This window comes from Tannerella forsythia 92A2, from assembly GCF_000238215.1.
In the GTDB taxonomy this organism is placed as follows: Bacteria; Bacteroidota; Bacteroidia; order Bacteroidales; family Tannerellaceae; genus Tannerella; species Tannerella forsythia.
In genome coordinates this window covers 1,664,951-1,689,418 of the sequence record NC_016610.1, presented here as the reverse complement: position 1 = coordinate 1,689,418, position 24,468 = coordinate 1,664,951, and the positions used below count along the sequence as shown (strand labels likewise).

The window sequence follows — 24,468 nt, the reverse complement described above, 5'->3', positions numbered from 1 at the left end:
CGCTATGCAACGAACAACATATAAGAAGCAATTTCTCTTCTGGCTTTTCCTTTCGTCGGTCGCCGTTATGTCAGCACAGGAAGCCGGCCTCTCGCCGGCAGCAACCGAAAAGATGAAAATGACTTGGGTTTGGAATCAATCGTCGAACGCAGCCGGTCTGAAACTCGATCCATCGAAAAGCTACGCGACACTCTCCGGAGGATATACGCTGGAGAACGGCAATTATCATCGGGTGATGGAAGGAGACAAGAATAAGAGCCTTACGCTAAATACCGAAGGTGGCGTAAATATTCGCGACTTTTATTTCTGGGGAAGATTCGATTACACACGAAACGCAGTCAAGGATGCCCGATTTAACGCTTCGCTAATCAACCCTTACCGCGGCATGCCTTATTTCGTGGCTGATACGCTCTCGAGCGACTGGAACAACCAGTATTACGAACTGGAATATAAGATCAATTTTCCGGCTATCGGAGAGAAATGGTTATTCGGTGTCGGAGGGGAATATTACGCTTATCTGGCAGCCAAGCAACGCGATATCCGCACGGAAAATTATGCGATGAAACTTTCCGTCCGTCCCGGAGTGGTTTATTCCGTCAATAGTGGCAATCACATCGGCTTGAATCTCGAATATGGGGTATTCAAGGAAGAATCGAATATGTCTAATGTAAACGTCTATATCGATCAGCCGTTCTACGAACTGCGCGGTTTGGGAAATGCCATCATCGGTATCGGCAGCGGAAGAACGACGAATTACATCCGTAAAAGCCTTGGAGCAGGCTTGCAGTATCACTACTCGGGAAGCATCGATCTGATGTTGACGGGTAACTATCTCACGAGTGTAGAAGACGCCGAAGTTTCGTTTACGAACCCGCGGAAAGAAGGTACGGTCATCGATCGTGTGTGGCATCAAAAAGCATCGCTCAAAACGAAAGGGGAGGATCATACGCATTACCTTGATCTCGAATATATGCAACGCATGGTGAAGGGCATCGAATATGTTACGAAATTCGACGATACCGAGACATTCAAAGGATACGTCACACTGTATAAGAGCATCCGTTCGACCTATGCGAGCAAATTCCTGAGTGTCGGATATTCGTGGACAAAGAATCAGGGCGACGAGTACACCTATCTGCTTGGCGGTAAAGTAAACTATACTGATCTGGATGACAATTATCTTTTGCCCAAAAGCAGAAAACACGCACGAAATATCATATTCGAAGGTTTCGGGAAGCGTAATTTTACCTTGTCGGACAAGTTGTCGAAAAAGCTGCTGGTGGGCACCCGGCTGATCTACGGAAAAAACATTGACGGAAGCTATCTGTACGGTGGGGCTTATAAAGAATACCCGATTCATTCGCAGTTAGAGAAGAGAGATAACGAGTATGATACATCGGGATTTTTTGCCGTGCATCTTTCGGGCGTTTATTCGCAGAAAATAAACCGCTCCGCCGACGTGAACGTATATGTACGTGCGGATGCCTCTTACGCCAAAGCGCAAAACAAGAGTTTCGGCAACAGAAATATGCTATCATTCAGCATAGGATGCAATTTTTAACGACAAAATCGAAACATAAAAAATAAGAAACAAGTATGGTAATGAAATATTGCTGGGGTATGTTCTTGCTCGTTTTTTTACTGCTCGGTTGCAGAAGCAGCCAGCATACCCTTCCAAGAACGGTAGCGGAACAAACTCCCCCCGATGAAAGCGCTTTATTAATCGATTCCATCTTACAGACAGGGTTAGACCGCGAAGCAGTCTACACCCTTATGGGACGCATCAAGCCGATGAGTTCGTTAAAGCTGTACAGGATGCCTTTGGCCAATACCGATTCTGCCAAACGGAGCAGTCCCAATATTGTGGACAGAACCCAAAAAGGCCGGTACTTAGACCGCCTGTCGCGTGTACAGAAAGCCGTCAACGAAATCCGTCTACCCGATCTGGCTTTTGTCCTTATTCCTTATCGGGCACATCAGGACAGCATCCGCACGATACAGTTAAGCGTTTTGCGTATCAGTCTTTTAGACAGTCTACTCAAGGCAAAGGAGAGTTTCTTCGGACAATATGGTCTTGTGCCCGGTACGGACCCGGCCACCGTCGTCTCGACCATCGAGAACGCAGGAATCTACGAACGGTACCGGGGGTATGGGTATCTGTTCGGTTATCCGGATTATGCCGTCGACTTTTTCGTTGAGGCTAGCCATACGCATCGTGACATACAGCAACCGACGCCTCGTAATTTTTTCAATATCCCCACACATCAATCCAAAGAAGGTTATTTCGTCTATGCGTATCCCAAAGACTACGAACCCTCGCGCGAAGTGGATTCCTTGCTCTATCACCGCTCGACGAAGGTGTTGGAGACGTATGAAAAATTAAGAGACCGTTACCTGAATGCCGACAGTACGGTACGGGCATATCGGTTGTTGCTCGATGCTGCGACAGCAGAAGGACGTTTAAAATAGACCGGCTCCGGTGTCGAAAAACAAGATTAACATACTTACCGGCACATCGATCGTGGTAGCCAACATGATCGGTGCCGGAGTATTTACCAGCTTAGGCTTTCAGCTCGTTTCGCTACATAACACCGCTACGATTCTGACGCTATGGTTATGCGGAGGCGTTATCGCGTTAAGCGGTGCCTTCAGTTATGCCGAAATCGGCACACTCATTAAGAAATCGGGAGGAGAATTTACATTTCTCTCCCGCATCTATCACCCCGTCGTCGGATATTTATCCGGCTGGATTTCGCTGACCGTCGGATTCGCTGCCCCAATCGCACTCTCGGCTTTCGCTTTCGCCGATTATCTACCCATAAGACTGATATCCCCTGTATGGACAGCTATTTCCGTCATCCTGCTGATTACATCAATCCATACGTTCAACCTGCGTTACAGCGCACGTTTCCAGAATATAAGCACCGTCTTTAAAGTACTCTTAATACTGGCTATCATCATTGTCGGCCTGTATCTCCCTGCGAATAAAGATAATGCTCTCCTCTTCAACACCGACTACCTGTGGGAATGCAGTTCATCGGCCTTTGCCGTCAGCCTGATCTACGTCAGCTATTCCTATTCGGGATGGAATGCGGCGACATACATTACGGAAGAGTTTAAGCATCCGAGAAAGGCTATTCCCCGATCGCTGATTTACGGGACATGTATCGTAACGACGCTGTATACGCTCCTGCAATTCGTCTTTCTGAAACATACCCCTTTGCACGAACTGGTCGGGCAATTGGACATTGCCACTCCCGGTATCCGTTTGATGCTCGGCGAACAAGCAGCAACATGTTTTGGATGGGGATTCTCGGTGCTGCTTATCTCAGGCATCAGCGCCATGATCTGGATCGGTCCAAGAGTAACGGCAAGCATCGCCCGTGAATATCCGCTTTGGCGCTTCTTCAAGGCGCGCGACAATGATGTACCGCGGAGAGCCTTATGGCTGCAGTTTGCCATCAGCACGACCCTGCTGCTGAGCGGTACCTTCGAACAAATCATGATCTATTGCGGGGTGTTGTTGAGCATCTCAACCCTGCTCGTCGTACTCGGTGTCATTCTTGTCCGATACAAGAAGAAAGCACATCCTGACAACACGGAGAATTTCAAAAGTCCGGCCTTTCCTCTTTTTCAGATCATCTTTATCGCCGCTTCATTATGGATGATTGCCTTCGCTTTTCTCAATCATACAAAAGAATGCATGCTCGGACTGATCAACTTGCTGATCGGCTACCTGACATACAGGAGAAATCTTAAATAATTACAAATTACGATTACCGTAGGGTAAGGGCCGAGGTGAAGGATTATTTCACACGTTCTTACACCGAAAGAGGGTGCACCCGCAACATTGCGTTTGAGCACACCCTCTTTGCATCTTTATTGTATTTTTCTTTTCCTCTCCCGGCTTTTTACCGTATCACCACCTTCTGTCTGATTTGTCCGTCGAGGGTAACGATGTATACGCCTTTCGCTAACGGAATCGAGGTTTCTCCCCGGGCGATCTGCGTCCGATGAACGAGCTGTCCGGTGACCGAGTAAATCTGTGCGTCCGTTGCTTTTGCGGTACGGATATGAAGCGTACCCTCTTCCGTACGGAGGGCGTAACCGCGATCGATCGAGACGTTCGAGACGGGACTCACACCCGTGAGTTGAATCGTCAGCGGCTCGACCACTTTGGGAAAGACGAGCGTTACCGTTCCGTCTTCGTTATGGGTGATGCGGATACCACCTTGTTGTTCATCGCGTATCTTCGAGTCCGTCTTCACCTGTATGTATTTCAGACTGTAGCCTTCGGCCGGGGTGAGCGTCATCGTAAAGTCTTTCTGGCTTTCGATATAATGAATACCTGCGCCGGGAACCGTCGTTACGTTCGGATACGTACCGATCACAATCTCATGTACAACGTTGGGGTATATCGTATTCGGATGATATTCGTATGCACCCATATCTACGATATCGTCATAAATCCTGGCCAGACTGCCCAGATCGAGACCGAGAGCTTCGGTATACCCTGCCTTGGCCGGATGGAGCAGCACGGTTGAGGTTCGGTTGCGGAATCCCGACAGCACGAACGGGTTATAGCCGCTGTTCACCGAAGGACTGGTGCTCGAGAGGCGGTAGTTGCCGTCGCTGCGAGGCGTCAGATCGTCGTCGTATCCTTTGCGACGGAATACGGGGTTGCGATCGATGTTTCGTCCGCCATCTTTTCCGAGCGTTGCACTCCATCCGCCTACATTACAATGGCTCCATACGGGCGTTCCGCCTTCGTTCATCACGTCGGACCCGAGTGCCCCACCCGTAAGGTTCCCCCAGAGGATGCTGTTGCGCAGATGGGGATCACCGCCGTTGTTATAGAGGCCTCCTGCCGTCGGGGCTATATTTCCGCTCACGGTGTTATTGACCGAGAGGAACGCACTTCCGCTATTATAGATACCGCCACCCGCTGTGGTGGCCCGGTTGTGACTGATTTCGGTGTTGTAGATCAGCGCGTCGCCCGTACGTCCCATGCAGCCGCCGTTATATCCGCCGCTGATATGGATGCCGCCTCCCAAGTTCGTCGCCGTATTGGATGTAATGATCGAGTTGGCTACGGTCCCCGAAGCCCCGTTCTTGAAGAGAATACCCGCTCCTTCCGAGGCCTCTCCGCCACGGATGATGAATCCGTCGACACGGGCATCGCGACTGACTCCGCAAGCGTTGTTCGTATAATTCGTCGATCCGTCGAAGACGACGACGTTGCTTCCGTTACCGTTCATGATCGTCTTATGCAAGGTGTAGTTCCGTTCGTTCAAATCCGTTTCCCATGCACCGAAGCCGCCGTAGATTTCGACACTGTCGTAATCGATCACATACGACTGGCCTTGCGGAGGCATGTAGTTCCCTTCGGCCACCCAGATACAGTCGCCCTGAGAAGCCAGGCCAAGCGCCTCATCGATCGTCGGGAAAGCATTCGGCCAGTTCGTTCCGTCACGGCGTCCGCCACGTACGTTCCGGTCGACAAAGTATCCGAGGTGCTTTTCGTGAAGCATCAAATCCATCACGAGGGTCGTGTCGCACGTCACTTCGTAAGCCCCCGTACCGGCTGTGGCCGAGAGATGAAGCGTGACCTTTTTCTGTCCGGTCGAGTTCCAAACTACCTTCGGACTGGCCGCTACCGATGTAGACGGGGTTCCGCCCTCGAAAGTCCACTTGATGCGTAGGGTAGGCATGTTGAGCATCGACTGATTCATCTTGATGCTGAACTGTTGCGGAACCCCGATCTTGGCCGGTTTGTTCGGTTGGCGCTTGATGGAGGCATTCCATTTCATATCAAGTACCCAAACGGTATCTCGGATGATGCGAGGGTCTTGATTCATCTCCAGCACATACATTCCTTTTTCACGTGCACGGATAGATGGGCTCGTCCAAGTGGCGGTAGGAGTCGTATAGCCCGTATCAGGATAATGCGACCACCGATAGCTCAAAGCATAACCGCCTACCAATGTAACGGGTTGGGGGTTATCGGCACAACGCCAAAATGTATCGGGATCGAAGGCAAAACTGCCGAATCCGGAAAGATAACCATAGCCGGCCGTACTGGTGCCTACTCCGTTGAAATATCCCAAAGAAAATGTAGATGTTTCATTTTTAATCGTTACTACATGATTATCCCATGCATTATCGAGTGTCACATTGGCATATTTCCATTCACCGGCAATATGGGAGGGAATCGTTTTAGGAGTAATCACCAAACCCGCATCGGCGAATTTTTGAGCTGGGCTTCCGTCGATACTGATCGTAAATGCCGTATCGCAATCTGTACGGAATACCAAAAAGATATTATTCTTACCAACAGCTCCATTCGATTGATAAAAACTGATTTGCTGCTGACTGATGGAATACATGGACGGGATAATTGCGCCACCTAATTCTCCTAAGGTAGCCGAATGTTGATAGCAATAAACCGGTTCGGTAGCATCGACGAAAATATCGCTCGCTTTTGCAGTAGCTGCATTATAAGGCAAAACACCCGTTAGATTCGTCATATCCACATGCCACATTTCGCCACGGTTCAATGTCGGCGAAGTAACTTGTGCAGGCGTAGTACCATCCCAATAATAGACCTTAATCGTCGTATGGTCATTGATGGCAACGAAGTCTACACGATCACCTACCGTCGAGTGTCCGCGAAGTACGACATAACGTTTTCCAACCATATCTTCCGGCACCAACTGGTCTCCTACCAAGTCAGTATTGCCGCTTTTCCGAGAAAAACTGACGGCGCTCAAACAGTCTTCCGTCTGTGTCACGGCAATCGGTTTATTTGACGAGATCATCGTTCCGGCCAATGTACCGTTGTTCTTAGTCGCAGCAATATCATTAACTGTATTTGTGGCACCCACCGTATCTTCGCGGAGAGTAAGAGTCTCTCCCCGATTCATCGTAAAAGATGGTGTTTCTCCTACATTATAGTATGTGCCTGTTGTACCTTTCATAATCCGCTTAGTCAATTTATCTATCTTGACAATCGTATTGTCTTCCGTTGCTACGATTTCGATTTCATCGCTACCCATGTTATATTTCGCTGACGGTCGTTGTTCAAAATACTCACCTGCATGTTGCATGAACGGGGTGATGAATTTCTTACCCAAAGCCGGTGCTCCTTTCAGTGAATAAATATCTCGTTGAACATTGTTATTCACCATATAGTATGCCAGAATTTTCTGAGTTGATGTAATATGAATACCGTAGTTGGAAACCGTGCCGGCTTTGTAGGCAGGTGTCTCGAATAAACCTTTTGCCGGTGTTGACCCTCCACTTGCAATATCCCATTTTTTATAACCACCCGCATCAACCGTAAAAGTGGCAAAATAAGGAGGTGATCCGGCCGGTTGTCCGCCCCAATACTCAATCGTTACTTGCGCATCTATCCTCCCAGGATTTGTAAATACAAAAAACATCGGAGCGTCACCATGCGTTACCGCTACATCCGATGCGGAAAACCAGAACTCCTTATCCTGTGCATTAAGATTCGCCAACACACAAAGGCCGGCGAATAGCAAAAATAATTTTTTTCTCATAAATATTCTTTATTATTATTATTATTTCGGATTTTAAATCATGACGTTTTATTTCTCTTTTGTTTGAAATCAGCATTGAATACCAAACTATTTGACACCGCAAATTTAGATAAAATCCTCGAGATTTTACACCGGTCAGATAAAAACACAAGGCCGACGCTCTGTTTTCTGTCCCCTCCTTTGCGTGTTCTTAGCCACAATTTTACTATCTTGGAGGGAAAAAATTTAAAAAAATAATTATGAACAGAACTCGAACAGTTGCCGGCCTTGATGTGCACAAAGATAGCATTTATCTCTGTATTATGGGGTATGACCAGGCCATTATTTGGGAAAATACTTATGGAGTGCTTACTCCGGACTTGCGTCAGATGCATCATGACATGAGAGCCCATGGTGTCACCGAAGCAGCTATGGAGAGCACGGCCGTCTATTGGGTTCCGGTATGGACGGAACTCTGCGAATCGATGGAACTCAGATTGGTGAATCCCTATTTCATCAAGCAGCTTCCCGGCAGGAAAAGTGACGTGAAGGATGCCCGATGGATCGCGGAGTGTCTTCTGAAAAATCTCATCAAGGGAAGCTTCGTTCCCGAGCCCATCGTGCAGGATATGCGCAAATTGAACCGCCGTATCATGGACCTGTGCGAAGATACGACCTACAACAGCAACAAACTCGACGCAGCTTTGCAAAGATGCGGTTTTAGGCTCAGCAATTACGTGGCTACCACCAAAAGCAAAAGCTATCGGTCTGTACTCAAAGCGATAATCGACGGACAGACCGATCCTGATGAACTCCTCAGGCTTGTGCATGGACGCATAATCAACAAACATGGACGTGAGAGGGTGAAAGCCGCGCTGACAGGCTCGTTCTCAGAAACCGACCTGATTGTTCTCAGACAATTGAAGGAAACACTCGACCTGATCGAAGAACAGACGGCGGACTGTCAGCAAGAACTCGTCCGGCTCTGCAAAGAACATTACCCCAAACCATACGAACGCCTGCAAACCATCCCCGGTGTCAAGGAACGCGCAGCCACGGCAATCATTGCGGAAACAGGGGTTGATATGAAGATGTTCGCTACAGCGGCAAGCCTTGTGGGATGGTGCGGTCTGAAACCGCGTAACGATGTAAGCAACGGGCGTTTCAAAAGCAGAAAAGTGACACACGGAAACAGATACCTCAGACAAATATTGATCGAAATTGCATGGGCTGCATCACGAACCCGAAACTGTTTCTTCTCTCATTTCAGCTACCTCCAAACTACCGTCAAGAAAAAGAACAAAATGAAGATCCAGGTGGCCATCGCTCGGAAAATACTCGTTGCCGTATGGCACATGCTCTCCAAAGAAGAGGATTTCATTGACATTTATCTCAAAAGGCAGGAAGAGTTGAAAAGAACAGAAGGACAAATCAAACTGCTTGAATCGTATATGGCCGATTAGCCATTTGATATACCTTTCGGTGCCACGTAATTACCTTTGTGGTGCACAGAGTAGCCCGTTTCGCAAATTTACAGATACACCGGAAGGAGTCGGACACCGGCATAAGCTACCCAAGCTTGTAGAGGAAAGTAACATACTTAGTCGCTCCTTAACAATTGATTTTCTTGAATAAAAAGGAATAAAAGTATATTTTTTCCTTTGGCAGAAACCCGTAAAAAATAGAACGCAAAAGATTTTCCTTAATCTTTTCCAGCATTTTCTTTAGATTCCAAGCTGTTGCTGCCATGTAGGCATTAATATGTATCCCTTTTTCGCCCCACAGATAGTTCTGTTCCATACGGAAGTCTTTTTTCAGATGTCCGAAGATAGGTTCAATACCTGCTCTGGTTCTAAATTTCTTGCGTTTCTGCATTTTCTGATATTCACTGTCAGATTTTTTAGGTTTGTTGGGAGTAATGATTTTTACTCCTTTTATTTCTCTGCGACCTCTCCCTCCCCTGTCGTACGCAAGTTCTTGAGGTAATTTCAAATCATTGTCTTCCATCTGTCTAAGAAGCGGTTCTATGGTGTCTCCATCATAAGGGTTGTCTAAGAATGTCTGTACGGCTGTAATGATTTTTCTGCCTTTCTTGCCTGTAGTAATGAGTCCGACTTTGTTCCCAAACTCATACTGTTTGTGTGCCTTACCTTTAGCTATGCAGCGGGTAAAGGGTTTGTGCAGACTGTAAATTTTATCCTTGTCATTTCGTTTTTGATTTACAGCTTGTTTAAGAAGCGAGAACTCGTTTTCGTACAGTCTCTTCTGTTCTTCGTTCATTTTGCGGTCAAGCTCACGCAACAAGGCATTGGCAATTGTTTTCAACCGCCTTTTGGCTTTATTGGCTTTTTTGACACGCTTGGGATGTTTTCCGTTGTAAGCGTCGCGAAGCAATTGTTTGCTTTCCCGGGTGTACCGCTGACGCTGGATGATTCCTTCTTTCTTAGCAATCTTATTGCATTTATCAATTACTTTCTTGCACAGCTTGGCATCCGTAGGAAAAGTAATGTTGTTTTCCTGCACGGTGGTGTCCGATAGGACAAACTTGGATTCTTTAGGCACTTCTTTGCCGTGCAGACGGACACTGTAAGCAAAAATCTTTCCTATCCCTTCTTCACCCACACGGGTACGGAAATGAACGAAATCACTCGGATCGAAAGGAAACTCATGCTCAAAAAATTCACCTCCGCAGAAATACTGAAAGTAAACATCTCGAACCCAAAATTCCGGTAGACGCTCATCTCCAAGATTGTATAGATGTTTTAACATTAAGCAACCAACCATCAGGCGGATGGGTACGCTCGGAGCTCCTCTCTCGGAATAAAGTGGAGCAAACTCCTTTTCAAAATAGGACCAGTCTATTTTGTCTGCAAGAACGGCAAGTTCGTGCTTCATGTCAATAAAATCTTTCAGCATGGGGCGGAACAAATCCCGCTGCCCTTTTTCCGGTAATTTTCCTAACATAATTCGCAGGGTTTTATTCTGTAAAGATACAAATTCCTGCAAATATATGCAACTGTTTTCAATATTATTTTGTTGAATCACAAAATATTAAGCAAATATTAAGGAGCGACTACTTAGTATTCGCAATCTCCGAGACACACCGACCGTCACGGAGCCAACAGTCGTGTGTTATAGTCACCCAAACAACCGAATTTGGGAGGGATTGAGCAGCAATCTAAGCAAACTCACAAAATACGTTTTAGAGGAAAGGTAAAAAAAATGTTTGGACAAACAAAAAATCACTTTTTCTCATCCATAATTTGACATGTAAAATTCTAAAACAGGGTATTAAAGCATTCAAACTATTGTTATCGATACGAATTAAAAGCGTCTTACTTGAACAAAAACAATCGACTACGCAAGAAATCCTCCCAATACCCAGAGGAAGGAGCAACTTTTAGAAATGCGTACGCACAGCAGCATGCACATAAAAAGCCCCCATCCGTCACAGAGGGGGCTTTTCTTTAATACATTTAAACAAAAAACAAAAGCAACTATGATTCGTTGTTATTCATCTTCTTGTGTTGTCTCATACTCTTTCAGCAATTTCTCCTGTACTTCAGACGGTACAAGTTCATAGCCGGCAAACTTCATGGTGAAAGAAGCCCTCCCTCCGGTGATTGAACTGAGGGAGGTCGAGTAGCTTGCCATTTCTTTCAATGGTACCTTAGCCATGAGTTTTTCATATCCTTTCTCGCTGTTCATGCCCATAATCAGCGCACGACGTCCCTGCAGGTCGCTCATCACATCGCCCATATAATCGCCCGGTACAAATACTTCCACATCGTAGATGGGTTCCAAAATCTTCGGACCGGCATCTTTAAACGCCGTACTGAATGCGTTACGCCCTGCGAGCATGAACGATATTTCATTACTGTCTACCGGATGCATTTTCCCGTCATAAACACAAACCCGCACGTCACGCGCATACGACCCGGTTAGGGGGCCCTGTTCCATGCGTCCCATGATACCTTTCAGAATGGCAGGAAGAAAACGGGCGTCAATGGCACCTCCGACGATGCAGTTCACAAATACCAGCTTGCCGCCCCATTCAAGGTCATAAACCTGCGTATCCCGTACATTCATGCGGTATTCCTGTCCGCCGAAGCGATAAATTGCAGGCGCCGGCATGCCTTCATAGTACGGTTCGATGATTAAGTGTACTTCACCGAACTGTCCTGCTCCGCCCGACTGTTTTTTGTGCCGGTAGTCGGCGCGTGCTGCCTTTGTAATCGTTTCACGATAAGGTATTTTAGGTTCAATATATTCGACAGCCAGCTTGTCATTATTCTCAATGCGCCATTTAAGTGTGCGCAGATGGAATTCTCCCTGGCCTGAAATAATCGTTTGCTTCAACTCTTTCGACAATTCAACGAGCCATGTCGGGTCTTCTTCGTGCATCCGAGCCAGGATTTCACTCAGTTTTTCCGCATCCGCTTCGTTCGCCGGTTTAATGGCACGGCGGTATTTGGGTTCCGGATATTTAATAAAGTCAAACCGATACTCACAGCCTTTCCCGTTAAGGGTATTACCGCGACGTACATCTTTCAATTTTACGGTTGTGCCAATATCGCCGGCTTCCATCTCCATTACTTCGTTACGCATCTGTCCGTCTACGACAAAGAGCTGAGCAATACGCTCTTTCGATCCGCGATCGGCATTGGTGAGATCATCTCCGACCTTCACTTTTCCCGAAACGACTTTGAAATACGATACCTGTCCGATGTGTGGTTCTACCGTCGTCTTAAAAAAGAAGAGGCTTGTTGGACCCGATGTGCTCGGAGTGACTTCAACGCCTTCCGTCGTTACGAGGCGCGGCATCTTATCCGTGCACGGCACCACATTGCCCAGAAATTCCAATGTCCGACGTACGCACATGTCCTTTCCGGCACATACGCAGAAGATCGGGAACATGCCTCGCGAGACAAGCCCTGCGCGAATACCCGCGCGCATATCATCCTCCGAAAGCGTTCCTTCTTCAAAGAATTTCTCCATCAGGGAGTCGTCGTGCTCTGCCGCGGCTTCGACGAGAATTTTATGCAATTCTGTAGCCTTTTCCGCTTCCTCGGCCGGAATCTCCAATACTTCAGGTACGCCTCCTTCAGGCTTCCAACGATACATTTTCATCTTCAGCACATCGACCACCGCATTAAATGCAGCTCCACATTGTACCGGATACTGTATCTGAACAGCTTTTGTTCCATAGTTTTCTTTCAGTTGTGCGACCGTATTATCAAAGTCCGCCTTGTCATTATCCAACTGATTGACCACAAAAATCACAGGCTTATGAAATTCTTCCGTATAACGGAACTGGTTGACCGTACCTACCTCTACCCCGTATTGTGCATTGATGACCATCAAGGCTGTATCTGTCACGTTCAGAGCTGATACGGCCCCGCCGATGAAGTCGTCAGCCCCCGGACAATCGATAAAGTTCAATTTCAAGCCGTTCCATTCCACACTGAAAACGGTTGAAAAGACAGAGTACCCATAGTCTTTCTCTACCGGAAAATAATCACACACCGTATTGCCGGCCTCCACTGTGCCGCGGCGTTTTATAACCCCACCCTCGTAAAGCATCGCTTCAGCGAGAGTGGTTTTCCCCGAACCGGAACTTCCCAAAATGGAGATGTTCTTGATTTCATTTGTTTGATAAACTTTCATATTATTGTTCTTTTAATAATTGACGCAAGATAATTTAGAAATGACTTTCCCGTCTGTTTTTAAATGGTCGCAAAATAGACATTGTTCCCGAACCTGCCGGCAAAAAAAACCATGTTTAAAAACATTATTCTGCAACACAAACCTTTTGTTTTCCTGAAAAACAGTATCTTTACACACTTTTTATCCATAAACGGAATGGCTGGAATTTATATTCATGTCCCTTTTTGCGCCCAACGATGTGCTTACTGCGATTTTTACTCGCAGACGAATCATACGTATAAAGACACTTATGTCGAATCCGTTGTGCGTGAGCTGGGAGAGAGAGCCGGCTATGTACGGGGGGAATCGATCGAAACGATTTATTTCGGGGGAGGTACGCCTTCTCGATTGGCGGCCGATGATTTTGCACGTATTTTCAACGCTATCGAGTTCCATTTCGATCTGTCCACATGTCGTGAAGTGACTTTTGAGGCCAATCCTGACGATCTGACCGAAGCGTATCTGAGGTCGATTCGTATGTTACCGTTTAACCGCATCAGCCTCGGTGTGCAGAGTTTTAGTAACAGCGACTTATGTCAATTGAACCGTCGGCATGATCGCCAGAAGGCCATTGACACCGTACACCGTTGCCGGAAGACAGGACTGACAAATATCAGTATTGATCTTATGTATGGTTTGCCCGGGCAAACCACCGAGGCATGGGAATTGAACCTTGAAGAGGCGTTCGGGCTGGGTGTTCCTCATTTCTCCGCCTATCATCTCAGCTATGAAGAAGGTACTCCCTTGTACCGAGCCATGAAAAAAGGCGCTGTTTGTCCGGTCGACGAAGATACGAGTGCACTTCTATACTCCATACTGACGGAAAAAGCGAAAGAGGCAGGATATGTACATTATGAAATTTCCAACTTTTGTTTTCCTGGCTGTTTTTCCAAACATAACACATCGTATTGGATGGGTAAAAAATATCTGGGCGTAGGACCTTCTGCCCATTCATACGACGGTTCTTCCCGGCAATGGAATGTAGCCTCTTTGCCTCAGTATTGCAACGCATTGTTACACAATCGATCTTATTTCGAGCAGGAATTTCCAACGGTACCCATGCGTTATAACGAATATGTCATGACAGCCTTGCGTACCATGTGGGGAGTTGAGATATCCTGCTTGCAAGACGCATTCGGAAAGGATTATGTACGCTATTTTGATGAGCGGGCGCAACCTTATCTCCAATGCGGAAAACTCCAACAAACCGGAAACACCATACGTATTCCCGAAGAGACGTTTTTTACTTCCGACGGAATCATATGCGATCTGATGATTTAAAAAACGAAGGAAAGCATCCGATTCGGTTAGAAAAACGATTTTTTTTTGCCTTTATTGTCATTTTTCTTAAAAAAGCATGGTTGTTACAAAAAGATTACATACCTTTGCCTCAAGTAACCATTAAAAGTTGTGCCGTACTTATATATCATATCCGGATGTAATGGGGCAGGAAAAACAACGGCTTCATATACCATCTTGCCGGAAATGCTGGGCTGTAAGGAGTTTGTCAATTCCGATGAAATCGCGAAAGGACTATCTCCTTTCAACGCCGACAGTATTGCCGTCGCCGTAGAAGCGAGCCGGATTATGTATAAGAGGATCAGGGAATTGATATCGGCTAACAAGACTTTTGCATTAGAGACGACATTGGCCAGTCGTTCGATTGCCAGACTGTTGCAAAATGCACAGGAGAAAGGATATTATGTGACTTTGCTTTATTTCTGGCTGAACACGCCTGATTTGGCAGTGGAGCGGGTACGCAACCGGGTCATGGCAGGAGGGCATAATGTGACAGAAAGCACGGTGCGAAGGCGCTACGTGGCTGGTATTCAGAATCTTTTTCAGTTATATATCCCGATCTGCGATTATTGGATGATTACCGACAATTCGTTATCTCCCATGGAAGTCATTGCAAAAGGCTTTAAAAATGGAAAGAAAGAAATTTACAATACTGTTGTTTATAATAAATTAGAAACGTATGAATGAACGAGAGTTGAGCAAATTTGAAGAAAACGTCGTAAAAGGAGCCAGTTTGGCATTTCAACGTTTAGTCAAGAAGAGAAAAGAGGAAAACGGAGAATTGGTTTTTGCTCGCAACGGTCAGATATTTCGTGTGAAAGCCGTTGATTTGTAAGACGACTGTCCCTTTTTCTCTTTGAAAGGGAGAAGAAAGGTCCGCCATCTCAATAATCAACAAAAGACTATTTATATACATTGTATCCTATATACCGCGTGACGTAACGAATACATTTTTTATTCTTTCTTATCGCTTTGATTGTCGCAAAACGATGTAGCCCTCCCCCATCGTCTTTGCGTGTTTGCTTTTATCCCTGTACTAAAGAATGTATAATATAATTCCCCGCGCCGAAGCCATACGACACCCCGCTTGGGTTTTAGCAATTAAAATCATACCTTTGCACCGCGAACAAAAAACAGAACATAAAGCGCATGATCAAAGCATTGCAGCAATTGGGCGAGTATGTCTTGCTGATGAATAAAGTGTTCACCATCCCGACACGATGGAGCATGTTCTTTAAGCAATTGATGCGTGAAATCTATAAGCTCGGCGTCGATTCGATCTGGATCGTCGTCATCATCTCCGTCTTTATCGGGACGGTTATCGCCATACAGATCTCGCTGAACATCACTTCGCCACTAATCCCTAAATTTACCATCGGATATACGACGCGCGAAATCATCCTGCTTGAATTTTCGTCGTCGATCATGTGTTTGATTCTGGCCGGGAAGGTAGGCAGTAACATCGCTTCCGAAATCGGAACCATGCGGGTGACCGAACAAATCGATGCCATGGAAATTATGGGTATCAATTCGGCCAACTTCCTGATCATGCCAAAAATCACGGGGATGATGCTCTTTATCCCCGTACTCGTGATATTCAGCATGACGACCGGTATCTTCGGTGGTATGTTCGCCAGCTATATCGTAGATGGGATGACCCCCTCATCGTTCGAGTTCGGGTTACAATATTTCTTCAACCCGTTCTACATCACCTATTCAATGATCAAGTCGGTCTTCTATGCTTTCATCATCTCCTCAGTCGCCTCCTTTTTCGGCTATAACCTGAAAGGCGGCTCGCTCGAAGTCGGTAAAGCCAGTACGAATGCCATCGTCATCAGCAGCATCCTGATCCTGCTGGCCGACGTAGTCTTAACCCAAATCATGCTTACCTGATGATCGAAATCAAGAACCTGACAAAAGCTTTCGACGGACGCACCGTCCTCAACGACATCAATGCCGTCTTCGAAACAGGAAAAACCAACCTCATCATCGGACGCAGCGGATCGGGCAAAACCGTTATGCTCAAAAGCATCATCGGGCTGATTCATCCGGACGAAGGTGAAGTCTTATATGACGGTCGTAACATCGTCCGGATGGGCAAAACGGAGTTGAACCTGCTACGCCGTGAAACGGGCGTACTCTTCCAAGGTTCAGCGCTCTTCGACAGCATGACCGTGCTCGAAAATGTAATGTTTCCGCTCGATATGTTCTCGAAAGAAACGGCCCGTGAACGTGAGAAACGCGCCAGGTTCTGTCTCGAACGCGTGAATCTTTCCGAAGCATGCGACCTCTATCCCTCCGAAATCAGCGGAGGGATGATGAAACGCGCGGCCATCGCCCGCGCCATCGCGCTGCAACCCCAATACCTGCTCTGCGACGAACCGAACTCCGGCCTCGACCCAAGAACCTCGTTAGTTATTGATAATCTGATTCATAGTATCACAAAAGAATACAATATGACGACGATCATCAATACGCACGACATGAATTCGGTCATGAACATGGGCGAGAACATCGTCTTTATCAAGGAAGGGGTGAAAGAGTGGCAGGGTACCAAAGAACAGGTCGTTTCATCGAACAATAAAGCGCTGAACGATTTTATCTTTGCTTCCGATCTGCTGCGCAAAGCCAGTGAGCTGGAAGAGCAGCAACTGCGCGAAGGATAAATTCCGATACTCTCTTTCCCCTGCACACCTCAAAAAAAAACGCCCTCCCTTTCATACAACGCAAAAAAAACGCAGGTTCCCGCGTGCCTTACGCGAAATCCTGCATTTTCTCTTTACTGTTATGTGTATGTATAGATTACTCTACCGCTTTTTCTTCGGCCGGGGTTTCGGCTACCACTGTCGCATCGCTGGCGCTCTTTTTGCGCGAACGGCGGGTCTTGGCTGCCGTCTTCCTCGTCTTAGTCGTCAACATGTTTTCGTTGAAGTCGACCAATTCGATAAAGCACATGGCGGCATTGTCGCCGGCACGTGTACCCGTCTTAATGATACGGGTATATCCGCCCGGACGCTCCATCACCTTCGGCGATATTTCGGTAAAAAGGATTTTCACCGCATATTTGTCCTGCAACGAAGCAAATACGACACGCTGTGAATGATCCGTTACCTCCTTCGACTTCGTGATCAGCGGCTCTACGTATTTGCGTAATGCTTTGGCTTTGGCCGTAGTGGTAAAGATACGTTTATGTTTAATCAGTGACGATGCCATGTTGGCAAACATCGCTTCACGATGCGCCTTCGTACGTCCCAAATGATTTACTTTCTTATTGTGTCTCATCGTTTTTTACTCTTTATCTAATTTATATTTTGAAATATCCATTCCGAAGGAGAGGTTCAGATTCTCCAACAATTCGTCCAATTCAGTGAGCGATTTCTTCCCGAAATTGCGAAACTTCAACAAGTCGTTCTTGTTGAACTGCACCAACTCACCCACCGTATCCACATCGGCCGCCTTGAGGCAATTTAATGCGCGAACGGAGAGATTCATGTCAATCAGTCTCGTCTTGAGCAGTTGACGCATGTGCAAAATGTCTTCGTCAAATTCTTCGTTTCCATCAACATCCATCGTTTCCACGGCAATCTTATCGTCAGAGAAGAGCATAAAGTGTTGAATCAGGATTTTAGCCGCTTCTTTCAACGCTTCTTTAGGATGAATCGAACCGTCTGTGGTGATCTCAAGCAGAAGCTTCTCATAGTCGGTCTTCTGTTCCACACGAAAGTTCTCCACCGTATATTTCACATTGTGTATCGGCGTATAAACGGAATCGATGGCTATCACCTGTACATCGGGGTTGGCCGGGTCCGCATTCTCCTCGGCCAGCACATAACCGCGTCCCTTGTTCATTGTCAACTCCATCTGGAACGAAGTTTTCGGATCCAAATGACAAATTTCCAATTCGGGATTGAGGATTTCGAAACCTGCAGGCTTCAGATCGCCGGCTTTCAGCACCTCCGTATTGGCCACATTCAAAACGACCTTGGGTAGCTCTTCCATTTCTTCGGCGATGCATTTAAAGCGCACCTGTTTCAGATTCAGGATGATGTTTGTTACATCTTCCATCACCCCCGGAATGGTTGCAAATTCATGATCCACTCCTTCGATTTTCACGGACGAGAAGGCGTAACCTTCCAGCGAAGATAAGAGAATACGGCGCAACGCATTACCGATGGTAATACCATAACCCGGTTCCAGTGGGCGAAATTCAAACTTCCCGAAGAAGTTATTCGCCTCCAACATCAAGATTTTATCAGGTTTCTGAAATGCCAATATCGCCATAGGATCATTATTTAGAGTATAATTCGACAATCAGCTGCTCCTTGATATTTTCAGGAATATCCGCACGTTCGGGCAAATGAAGGAACTTCCCGTTCATGGCACTTTGTTCCCACTCAATCCAAGGATATTTACTATGATTAAATCCGGAGAGGGCTTCGCTGATCACTTCGAGCGATTTCGATTTTTCGCGTACCCCGATAATCTGACCGGGCTTCACACTGTATGACGGGATATTCACGACTTTACCGTCGACGACGATATGACGATGCGATACGAGCTGACGGGCAGCGTCGCGCGTCGGAGCGAGTCCGAGGCGGAACACGACATTGTCGAGTCGGCTTTCGAGCAACTGCAACAATACCTCACCGGTGATTCCTTTCGAACGGGAGGCCTTTTCAAACATGTTCCGGAACTGTTTCTCAAGTACGCCGTACGTATATTTTGCTTTTTGCTTTTCACGCAACTGCACGCCATACTCAGACGTTTTACGTCTGCGGTTGTTCCCGTGTTGTCCGGGAGGATAGTTCTTTTTCGAAAGGACTTTATCCGCACCGAATATTGCTTCGCCAAACTTACGGGCAATTTTTGTTTTTGGACCTGTATATCTTGCCATTTTATTCTTTATTTTTAATCGTTCTTCGGAATCCCGGAATCGTGCAGCCGCGATTGCAGAGAGGGTGAATAGTGCAATCTAATCACTTCTTCGGGGATTCGCCGGATCTGTTAATTATACTTTTCTTCTTTTGGGCGGACGGCAGCCATTGTGCGGCAGCGGCGTCACATCGATGATTTCCGACACTTCAATACCGGCTCCGTGAATGGTACGAATGGCCGATTCACGACCGTTACCCGGCCCTTTGATATACACTTTTACTTTGCGCAGGCCTAAATCATACGCCACCTTGGCGCAATCCTGAGCAGCCATCTGGGCGGCATAGGGCGTGTTCTTCTTCGAACTGCGAAAGCCCATCTTACCGGCCGACGACCAACTGATTACCTGACCATCATTATTGGTGAGCGACACAATAATGTTGTTGAAAGAAGAATGGATATGGGCTTGACCATACGCTTCGACTTTCACTTTTCTCTTTTTTGCTGCGACTGTTTTCTTTGCCATCTTTACTGATTATTTTGTAGCTTTTTTCTTGTTTGCAACTGTCTTCTTCCTACCCTTACGCGTACGGGCATTGTTTTTCGTACTCTGACCACGCAACGGCAGACCGATACGGTGACGTATCCCACGATAGCAACCGATATCCATCAGGCGCTTGATGTTCAACTGCACTTCCGAGCGAAGATCACCTTCTACCTTATATCCTTCTCCGATGACCTCACGGATCTTGGCCGCCTGATCATCCGTCCAATCCTTGACCTTGATATTCTTATCAACGCCCGCTTTTGCTAAAATCGAGTTGGAAGCGCTACGACCGATACCGAAGATATAGGTCAATGCGATTTCCCCTCTCTTGTCTTGTGGCAAGTCCACACCAACTATTCTTATCGCCATATTATTTAGATGTTTAGTTTATTTGCAGTTTACTACTACCCCTGACGTACCTTGAACTTGGGGTTCTTCTTGTTAATCACATATAAACGCCCCTTCCGGCGTACAATCTTGCAGTCGGGCGTCCGTTTCTTTAAAGATGTTCTTACTTTCATCGTTCTATCTCATTATTAGTTTTTCTCATTTATAGCGGAATGATATCCGACCTTTCGACAAATCATAAGGCGACATTTCTACGCGCACCTTATCGCCGGGAAGTATCTTGATATAATGCATCCGCATCTTCCCCGATATATGCGCCGTGATCTCATGCCCATTCTCCAGTTCGACCCGAAACATGGCATTCGACAATGCCTCCACGATCACTCCGTCCTGTTCTATTGCAGCTTGTTTAGCCATATATTATATTTCTTTTCCTACTATCTCCTCCAAATATTCGAATGATGAGAGAATCATCGGCCCTTCGGGACGTATGGCAATACAATGCTCAAAGTGCGCCGAACATTTTCTGTCTTTCGTCCGTACCGTCCAGCCGTCCGACTCAAACACAACGTGTTTACTGCCCTGATTGATCATCGGCTCGATGCAAATGCACATCCCGCTCTTCAGTACCGGTCCGCAACCGCGACGCCCGTAATTGGGCACTTCGGGCTCCTCATGCATCTTCCGTCCGCATCCATGCCCCACCAGTTCACGTACAACCGAATAGTTTTGCTTCTCGCAATAGGTCTGCACCGCACTGCTGATGTCGCCGACCCGATTTCCGACACGGGCTTGCTCTATCCCTTTGTACAATGCTTCTTTCGTCGTACGCAACAACTTTCGGACATCTTCAGCGACGTCCCCGACACAAAACGTGTACGCCGAGTCCCCCACGAAGCCGTTCAGTTTCGTTCCACAATCGATTGAAATGATATCTCCCTCTTTCAAAATATCTTTATCCGAAGGGATTCCATGCACAACATGCTCATTAATCGACGTGCAAATCGAATTCGGGAAACCTCCGTATCCCAGAAAAGCAGGTTCCGCCCCATGATCGCGTATGAACGTTTCGGCAATCTTATCTAACCGGAGGGTAGTCACCCCTGGCACAATATGTTTCGCTAATTCGCCCAGGGTCTTTCCCACCAATTGATTCGCGGCGCGCATCCATTCTATCTCTTCATCCGTCTTCAGATAGATCATCGTTAATATGCGGCTATGGACCCGGTGCGTCCTTTGATTCGTCCAGATTTCAACAAACCATCATAATGACGCATCAAGAGATGACTTTCTATTTGCTGCAAAGTATCCAATACGACACCGACCAAAATCAACAATGAGGTACCGCCGAAGAATTGTGCAAAACCTTGACTAATCCCCAGAATCCGTGCAAAAGCCGGCATAATGGCGACGACGGCAAGGAAAATCGCGCCCGGAAGCGTGATCCGACTCATAATCTCATCCAGAAATTCTTTCGTCGCCTTTCCCGGTTTTACCCCCGGAATAAATCCGTTATTACGCTTCAGGTCGTCTGCCATTTGAGTCGGATTAATCGTAATGGCCGTATAAAAATACGTAAATGCGATAATCAATAAAGCAAAGACAAAGTTGTACCAAAATCCCGTATTATCCATAAATGCCCGCATGAAAGTGCTGTTCTCGCCCGTATTGGAAAATCCCGCAAGCGAAATCGGAATAAACATAATCGCTTGAGCAAAGATAATCGGCATCACGTTCGCAGCATTCACCTTCAACGGAATATACTGACGTGCCCCGCCATACTGTTTATTTCCGATGATGCGTTTCGCATACTGAACAACGACTTTACGCGTTCCCTGTACTAACAGAATCGCACCGGCCATCACCAGAAGCAGGAATAAAATTTCAAAGAGAAACATTACCAAACCTCCGGATTTCTCCGTTACTCGTGATGTAAATTCTTCGAAGAGCGAATGAGGCAGACGCGCAATGATCCCGATCAAAATGATAAAAGAAATACCATTGCCAATCCCTTTGTCGGTGATACGCTCACCCAGCCAAAGGACAAACATACTTCCTCCCGCCATGATGATGGTTGAAGAAACTTTAAACCACCAGTCGGTAGGCATCGCCGCCCCTGCACTTCTAAGTTGTACGTTTAAGTTTACCAAATAAGCCGATCCTTGCAGAATCAACACGATCACGGTCAGATAACGCGTCCATTGATTGATCTTTTTCCGTCCGCTCTCTCCTTCACGCTGCATCTTCTGGAACGAAGGAATCACAATGGCTGCCAACTGCATCACAATCGAAGCTGAGATATAAGGCATGATTCCCAAGGCAAAAATTGACGCATTCGAGAAAGCTCCTCCCGAGAACATATCCAAAAGTGCCATCAATCCACCGCGCGTTTGTTCGCCCAATGCGGTCAAGTCTTTCGGATCGATACCGGGAAGTACGATGTATGTGCCGAAGCGGTAAATCAGCACCAATAAAAGCGTTATCAGGATGCGTTTCCGCAAATCCTCTATCTTCCAGATATTTTTAATTGTCTCAATTGCTCTCATAATTATTCCGCTTTTTCGGCGTCGTCACCCAGTTTGGAAACCGTACCGCCGGCTGCCACAATGGCTTCTTCCGCCTTTTTCGAGAAAGCATGTGCTTGGACATCGACTTTTGCGGACAAGGCACCTTTGGCAAGTACTTTGACTAATTGTGAGGCAGAAACAAAGCCGGCGCTCCGCAGCTCTTCCAGCCCGATCTTGTTCAGACTTTTGGTTTCGGCAAGCTCCTGCAGAGTCGAAAGATTAATGGCTTTGTAGGTTACGCGATTGATATTCTTAAAGCCGAACTTCGGCAAACGCCGTTGAATAGGCATCTGTCCGCCTTCGAATCCCACTTTGTGTTTGTAACCCGAGCGTGATTTAGCCCCTTTGTGGCCTCTTGTCGAAGTACCTCCCCGGCCCGAACCCGGACCGCGACCGATACGTTTTCTGGTTTTCACCGAACCTGCGGCCGGTTTCAAATTAGATAAATTCATATCAATTTCTATTTTTTACCGGGCACCTTTCTATAAAAGCGCCCTTCGATTATTATTTTTCAACGGAAACTAAATGTTTCACGACCTCTACCATTCCCCGGATCGAAGGAGTATCTTCATGTTCAACCACACGATTCATTTTTCTCAGGCCCAATGCATCCAAGGTTCTTTTCTGAACTTTCGGGCATTTAATTCTGCTTCTTACTTGTTTTATTTTAATTGTTGCCATTCGAACTTCCTCCTTCTTTATCCTTTAAATACTTTTTCAACCGGCACGTTTCTGTTTTGCGCCACCATGGCCGGACTTCTCAGTTCACTCAACGCGGCGATCGTCGCTTTGACCAAGTTATGGGGGTTGGACGATCCTTTGGATTTAGCCAACACGTCCGTAATGCCGACGCTTTCCAAAACAGCGCGCATAGCACCTCCGGCTTTCACGCCGGTACCGAGGGTAGCCGGCTTGATCAACACTTCGGCTCCGCCAAACTTTGCCGCTTGTTCATGAGGAATCGTACCCTTATGAATGGGAATACGAACCAAGTTCTTTTTGGCCGACTCCGTACCTTTCGAAATTGCGGTCGTTACTTCACTGGCTTTTCCCAAGCCCCATCCGACAATACCATTTTCATTTCCGACTACGACGATGGCGGCAAAACTGAATGTACGTCCGCCCTTCGTCACTTTCGTCACACGATTAATCGCCACCAGGCGATCTTTCAGTTCTAAATCGTTCGTCGATTTTACTCTATTATTTATTGCCATCTTTCTTAAAATTTAAGGCCGCCTTTCCGTGCAGCATCGGCTAATTCTTTCACTCTCCCATGATACAGGTATCCGTTACGGTCGAACACCACGGCCTGTACACCGGCTTCCTGTGCATTCTTTGCAATCACTTCGCCGACTTTTGCAGCGATTTCCTTCTTCGGAGCTTTGTCCGCCAGCTTCAAAGACGAAGCGGCAGCCAGCGTCTTTCCGGTCGTATCATCGATTACCTGCGCGTAAATCTGCTTGTTGCTTCTGAACACGGTCAGACGCGGACATTCCGAGGTGCCTGATACTTTATTCCGTATGCTTTGTTTGATCCTTAATCTTCTTGTTTCTTTCGTTGCCATATAGTCTATCTCCTATTTCATCAC

General features: G+C 46.8%; 25 protein-coding genes. 9 read left to right on the top strand and 16 right to left on the bottom strand.

The genetic code is table 11. The features are described from left to right. Positions 1-4: 4 nt before the first annotated feature. From BFO_RS06930 to BFO_RS06920, 3 genes are read left to right on the top strand one after another with little or no spacing between them, the layout of a single operon-like run. Entirely contained in the window at positions 5-1,561 is a 1,557-nt protein-coding gene (locus BFO_RS06930; RefSeq protein ID WP_014224937.1) for a DUF6850 family outer membrane beta-barrel protein, read from the top strand. Between the two features lie 35 nt (positions 1,562-1,596). Next, complete coding sequence (locus tag BFO_RS06925; protein WP_244262951.1) at positions 1,597-2,469, top strand: hypothetical protein; 873 nt, start codon at positions 1,597-1,599, stop codon at positions 2,467-2,469. Positions 2,470-2,479: 10 nt separating this feature from the next. Beyond that, positions 2,480-3,763, top strand: a complete 1,284-nt coding sequence (locus BFO_RS06920) for an APC family permease (RefSeq protein ID WP_014224935.1) — start codon at positions 2,480-2,482, stop codon at positions 3,761-3,763. 148 nt (positions 3,764-3,911) lie between these two features. Here BFO_RS06920 and BFO_RS06915 read toward each other — a convergent pair whose 3' ends face one another. Beyond that, complete coding sequence (locus BFO_RS06915; protein ID WP_014224934.1) at positions 3,912-7,562, bottom strand: DUF6383 domain-containing protein; 3,651 nt, start codon at positions 7,560-7,562, stop codon at positions 3,912-3,914. A 239-nt stretch (positions 7,563-7,801) separates the two neighbouring features. On the opposite strand from BFO_RS06915, the gene BFO_RS06910 reads away from it, so the two are divergent. Further along, the gene (locus BFO_RS06910; RefSeq protein ID WP_014224932.1) at positions 7,802-9,004 is read left to right on the top strand and encodes an IS110 family RNA-guided transposase; all 1,203 of its coding nucleotides are present in this window, start codon (positions 7,802-7,804) and stop codon (positions 9,002-9,004) included. Between the two features lie 148 nt (positions 9,005-9,152). Here BFO_RS06910 and BFO_RS06905 read toward each other — a convergent pair whose 3' ends face one another. Next, a complete protein-coding gene (locus BFO_RS06905; protein ID WP_046472573.1) occupies positions 9,153-10,505 on the bottom strand; it encodes an IS5 family transposase in 1,353 nt (450 codons plus the stop codon). A gap of 546 nt (positions 10,506-11,051) precedes the next feature. Next, positions 11,052-13,208 (bottom strand): elongation factor G, encoded by a 2,157-nt coding sequence (locus BFO_RS06900; RefSeq protein WP_014224931.1) that lies wholly within the window; start codon positions 13,206-13,208, stop codon positions 11,052-11,054. 195 nt (positions 13,209-13,403) lie between these two features. Between BFO_RS06900 and hemW the strand changes: the two genes are divergently transcribed. The 5 genes from hemW (at position 13,404) to BFO_RS06880 (ending at position 17,212) form a co-directional block, all read left to right on the top strand. Next, the gene (gene hemW / locus BFO_RS06895; protein WP_041591186.1) at positions 13,404-14,528 is read left to right on the top strand and encodes a radical SAM family heme chaperone HemW; all 1,125 of its coding nucleotides are present in this window, start codon (positions 13,404-13,406) and stop codon (positions 14,526-14,528) included. Positions 14,529-14,657: 129 nt separating this feature from the next. Then, complete coding sequence (locus BFO_RS06890) at positions 14,658-15,233, top strand: AAA family ATPase (protein WP_014224928.1); 576 nt, start codon at positions 14,658-14,660, stop codon at positions 15,231-15,233. Beyond that, positions 15,226-15,381, top strand: coding sequence for a hypothetical protein (locus BFO_RS15845; protein WP_167536503.1), 156 nt, complete (start codon positions 15,226-15,228; stop codon positions 15,379-15,381). Before BFO_RS06890 ends, BFO_RS15845 begins: the two co-directional genes overlap by 8 nt. Before the next feature lie 314 nt (positions 15,382-15,695). Then, positions 15,696-16,439 (top strand): MlaE family ABC transporter permease, encoded by a 744-nt coding sequence (locus tag BFO_RS06885; RefSeq protein WP_014224926.1) that lies wholly within the window; start codon positions 15,696-15,698, stop codon positions 16,437-16,439. Then, entirely contained in the window at positions 16,439-17,212 is a 774-nt protein-coding gene (locus BFO_RS06880; RefSeq protein WP_014224925.1) for an ABC transporter ATP-binding protein, read from the top strand. The genes BFO_RS06885 and BFO_RS06880 overlap by 1 nt, the downstream gene beginning before the upstream one ends. Before the next feature lie 136 nt (positions 17,213-17,348). Here the strand turns inward: BFO_RS06880 and rplQ are convergent, their stop codons facing one another. From rplQ to rplR, 13 genes are all read right to left on the bottom strand, one after another. Further along, a complete protein-coding gene (gene rplQ / locus BFO_RS06875) occupies positions 17,349-17,828 on the bottom strand; it encodes a 50S ribosomal protein L17 (protein ID WP_014224924.1) in 480 nt (159 codons plus the stop codon). A 6-nt stretch (positions 17,829-17,834) separates the two neighbouring features. Continuing rightward, positions 17,835-18,827: a DNA-directed RNA polymerase subunit alpha gene (locus BFO_RS06870; protein WP_014224923.1), complete on the bottom strand. Its 993-nt coding sequence runs from the start codon at positions 18,825-18,827 to the stop codon at positions 17,835-17,837. A 7-nt stretch (positions 18,828-18,834) separates the two neighbouring features. Further along, positions 18,835-19,440: a 30S ribosomal protein S4 gene (gene rpsD / locus BFO_RS06865; protein WP_014224922.1), complete on the bottom strand. Its 606-nt coding sequence runs from the start codon at positions 19,438-19,440 to the stop codon at positions 18,835-18,837. Positions 19,441-19,554: 114 nt separating this feature from the next. Next, positions 19,555-19,944 carry a 30S ribosomal protein S11 gene (gene rpsK / locus BFO_RS06860; RefSeq protein WP_014224921.1) on the bottom strand — a complete coding sequence of 130 codons (390 nt, stop codon included), beginning with the start codon at positions 19,942-19,944 and terminating at the stop codon, positions 19,555-19,557. Between the two features lie 9 nt (positions 19,945-19,953). Next, positions 19,954-20,334 (bottom strand): 30S ribosomal protein S13, encoded by a 381-nt coding sequence (rpsM, locus tag BFO_RS06855; RefSeq protein WP_014224920.1) that lies wholly within the window; start codon positions 20,332-20,334, stop codon positions 19,954-19,956. Between the two features lie 35 nt (positions 20,335-20,369). Next, positions 20,370-20,486, bottom strand: a complete 117-nt coding sequence (gene ykgO, locus BFO_RS14945; RefSeq protein WP_014224919.1) for a type B 50S ribosomal protein L36 — start codon at positions 20,484-20,486, stop codon at positions 20,370-20,372. A 25-nt stretch (positions 20,487-20,511) separates the two neighbouring features. Continuing rightward, entirely contained in the window at positions 20,512-20,730 is a 219-nt protein-coding gene (infA, locus tag BFO_RS06850) for a translation initiation factor IF-1 (protein ID WP_014224918.1), read from the bottom strand. A 3-nt stretch (positions 20,731-20,733) separates the two neighbouring features. Next, positions 20,734-21,516 (bottom strand): type I methionyl aminopeptidase, encoded by a 783-nt coding sequence (gene map / locus BFO_RS06845; RefSeq protein ID WP_014224917.1) that lies wholly within the window; start codon positions 21,514-21,516, stop codon positions 20,734-20,736. Between the two features lie 2 nt (positions 21,517-21,518). Further along, positions 21,519-22,859, bottom strand: coding sequence for a preprotein translocase subunit SecY (gene secY / locus BFO_RS06840; protein ID WP_014224916.1), 1,341 nt, complete (start codon positions 22,857-22,859; stop codon positions 21,519-21,521). A gap of 2 nt (positions 22,860-22,861) precedes the next feature. Next, entirely contained in the window at positions 22,862-23,332 is a 471-nt protein-coding gene (rplO, locus tag BFO_RS06835) for a 50S ribosomal protein L15 (protein WP_014224915.1), read from the bottom strand. 52 nt (positions 23,333-23,384) lie between these two features. Continuing rightward, positions 23,385-23,561 carry a 50S ribosomal protein L30 gene (rpmD, locus tag BFO_RS14940; protein ID WP_014224914.1) on the bottom strand — a complete coding sequence of 59 codons (177 nt, stop codon included), beginning with the start codon at positions 23,559-23,561 and terminating at the stop codon, positions 23,385-23,387. Positions 23,562-23,578: 17 nt separating this feature from the next. Beyond that, a complete protein-coding gene (rpsE, locus tag BFO_RS06830) occupies positions 23,579-24,094 on the bottom strand; it encodes a 30S ribosomal protein S5 (RefSeq protein ID WP_014224913.1) in 516 nt (171 codons plus the stop codon). Between the two features lie 5 nt (positions 24,095-24,099). Continuing rightward, complete coding sequence (gene rplR, locus BFO_RS06825) at positions 24,100-24,444, bottom strand: 50S ribosomal protein L18 (protein ID WP_014224912.1); 345 nt, start codon at positions 24,442-24,444, stop codon at positions 24,100-24,102. Positions 24,445-24,468: the final 24 nt, after the last annotated feature.

What these genes read in the sequence shown, in the direction of transcription:
- BFO_RS06930 (WP_014224937.1), top strand. Translation starts at nt 5, where the DNA reads ATGCAACGAACAACATATAAGAAGCAATTTCTCTTCTGGCTTTTCCTT.
- BFO_RS06925 (WP_244262951.1), top strand. Translation starts at nt 1,597, where the DNA reads ATGGTAATGAAATATTGCTGGGGTATGTTCTTGCTCGTTTTTTTACTG.
- BFO_RS06915 (WP_014224934.1), bottom strand. Translation starts at nt 7,562, where the DNA reads ATGAGAAAAAAATTATTTTTGCTATTCGCCGGCCTTTGTGTGTTGGCG.
- BFO_RS06910 (WP_014224932.1), top strand. Translation starts at nt 7,802, where the DNA reads ATGAACAGAACTCGAACAGTTGCCGGCCTTGATGTGCACAAAGATAGC.
- BFO_RS06905 (WP_046472573.1), bottom strand. Translation starts at nt 10,505, where the DNA reads ATGTTAGGAAAATTACCGGAAAAAGGGCAGCGGGATTTGTTCCGCCCC.
- BFO_RS06900 (WP_014224931.1), bottom strand. Translation starts at nt 13,208, where the DNA reads ATGAAAGTTTATCAAACAAATGAAATCAAGAACATCTCCATTTTGGGA.
- hemW (WP_041591186.1), top strand. Translation starts at nt 13,404, where the DNA reads ATGGCTGGAATTTATATTCATGTCCCTTTTTGCGCCCAACGATGTGCT.
- BFO_RS15845 (WP_167536503.1), top strand. Translation starts at nt 15,226, where the DNA reads ATGAATGAACGAGAGTTGAGCAAATTTGAAGAAAACGTCGTAAAAGGA.
- BFO_RS06885 (WP_014224926.1), top strand. Translation starts at nt 15,696, where the DNA reads ATGATCAAAGCATTGCAGCAATTGGGCGAGTATGTCTTGCTGATGAAT.
- BFO_RS06880 (WP_014224925.1), top strand. Translation starts at nt 16,439, where the DNA reads ATGATCGAAATCAAGAACCTGACAAAAGCTTTCGACGGACGCACCGTC.
- rplQ (WP_014224924.1), bottom strand. Translation starts at nt 17,828, where the DNA reads ATGAGACACAATAAGAAAGTAAATCATTTGGGACGTACGAAGGCGCAT.
- BFO_RS06870 (WP_014224923.1), bottom strand. Translation starts at nt 18,827, where the DNA reads ATGGCGATATTGGCATTTCAGAAACCTGATAAAATCTTGATGTTGGAG.
- rpsD (WP_014224922.1), bottom strand. Translation starts at nt 19,440, where the DNA reads ATGGCAAGATATACAGGTCCAAAAACAAAAATTGCCCGTAAGTTTGGC.
- rpsK (WP_014224921.1), bottom strand. Translation starts at nt 19,944, where the DNA reads ATGGCAAAGAAAACAGTCGCAGCAAAAAAGAGAAAAGTGAAAGTCGAA.
- rpsM (WP_014224920.1), bottom strand. Translation starts at nt 20,334, where the DNA reads ATGGCGATAAGAATAGTTGGTGTGGACTTGCCACAAGACAAGAGAGGG.
- ykgO (WP_014224919.1), bottom strand. Translation starts at nt 20,486, where the DNA reads ATGAAAGTAAGAACATCTTTAAAGAAACGGACGCCCGACTGCAAGATT.
- infA (WP_014224918.1), bottom strand. Translation starts at nt 20,730, where the DNA reads ATGGCTAAACAAGCTGCAATAGAACAGGACGGAGTGATCGTGGAGGCA.
- map (WP_014224917.1), bottom strand. Translation starts at nt 21,516, where the DNA reads ATGATCTATCTGAAGACGGATGAAGAGATAGAATGGATGCGCGCCGCG.
- secY (WP_014224916.1), bottom strand. Translation starts at nt 22,859, where the DNA reads ATGAGAGCAATTGAGACAATTAAAAATATCTGGAAGATAGAGGATTTG.
- rplO (WP_014224915.1), bottom strand. Translation starts at nt 23,332, where the DNA reads ATGAATTTATCTAATTTGAAACCGGCCGCAGGTTCGGTGAAAACCAGA.
- rpmD (WP_014224914.1), bottom strand. Translation starts at nt 23,561, where the DNA reads ATGGCAACAATTAAAATAAAACAAGTAAGAAGCAGAATTAAATGCCCG.
- rpsE (WP_014224913.1), bottom strand. Translation starts at nt 24,094, where the DNA reads ATGGCAATAAATAATAGAGTAAAATCGACGAACGATTTAGAACTGAAA.
- rplR (WP_014224912.1), bottom strand. Translation starts at nt 24,444, where the DNA reads ATGGCAACGAAAGAAACAAGAAGATTAAGGATCAAACAAAGCATACGG.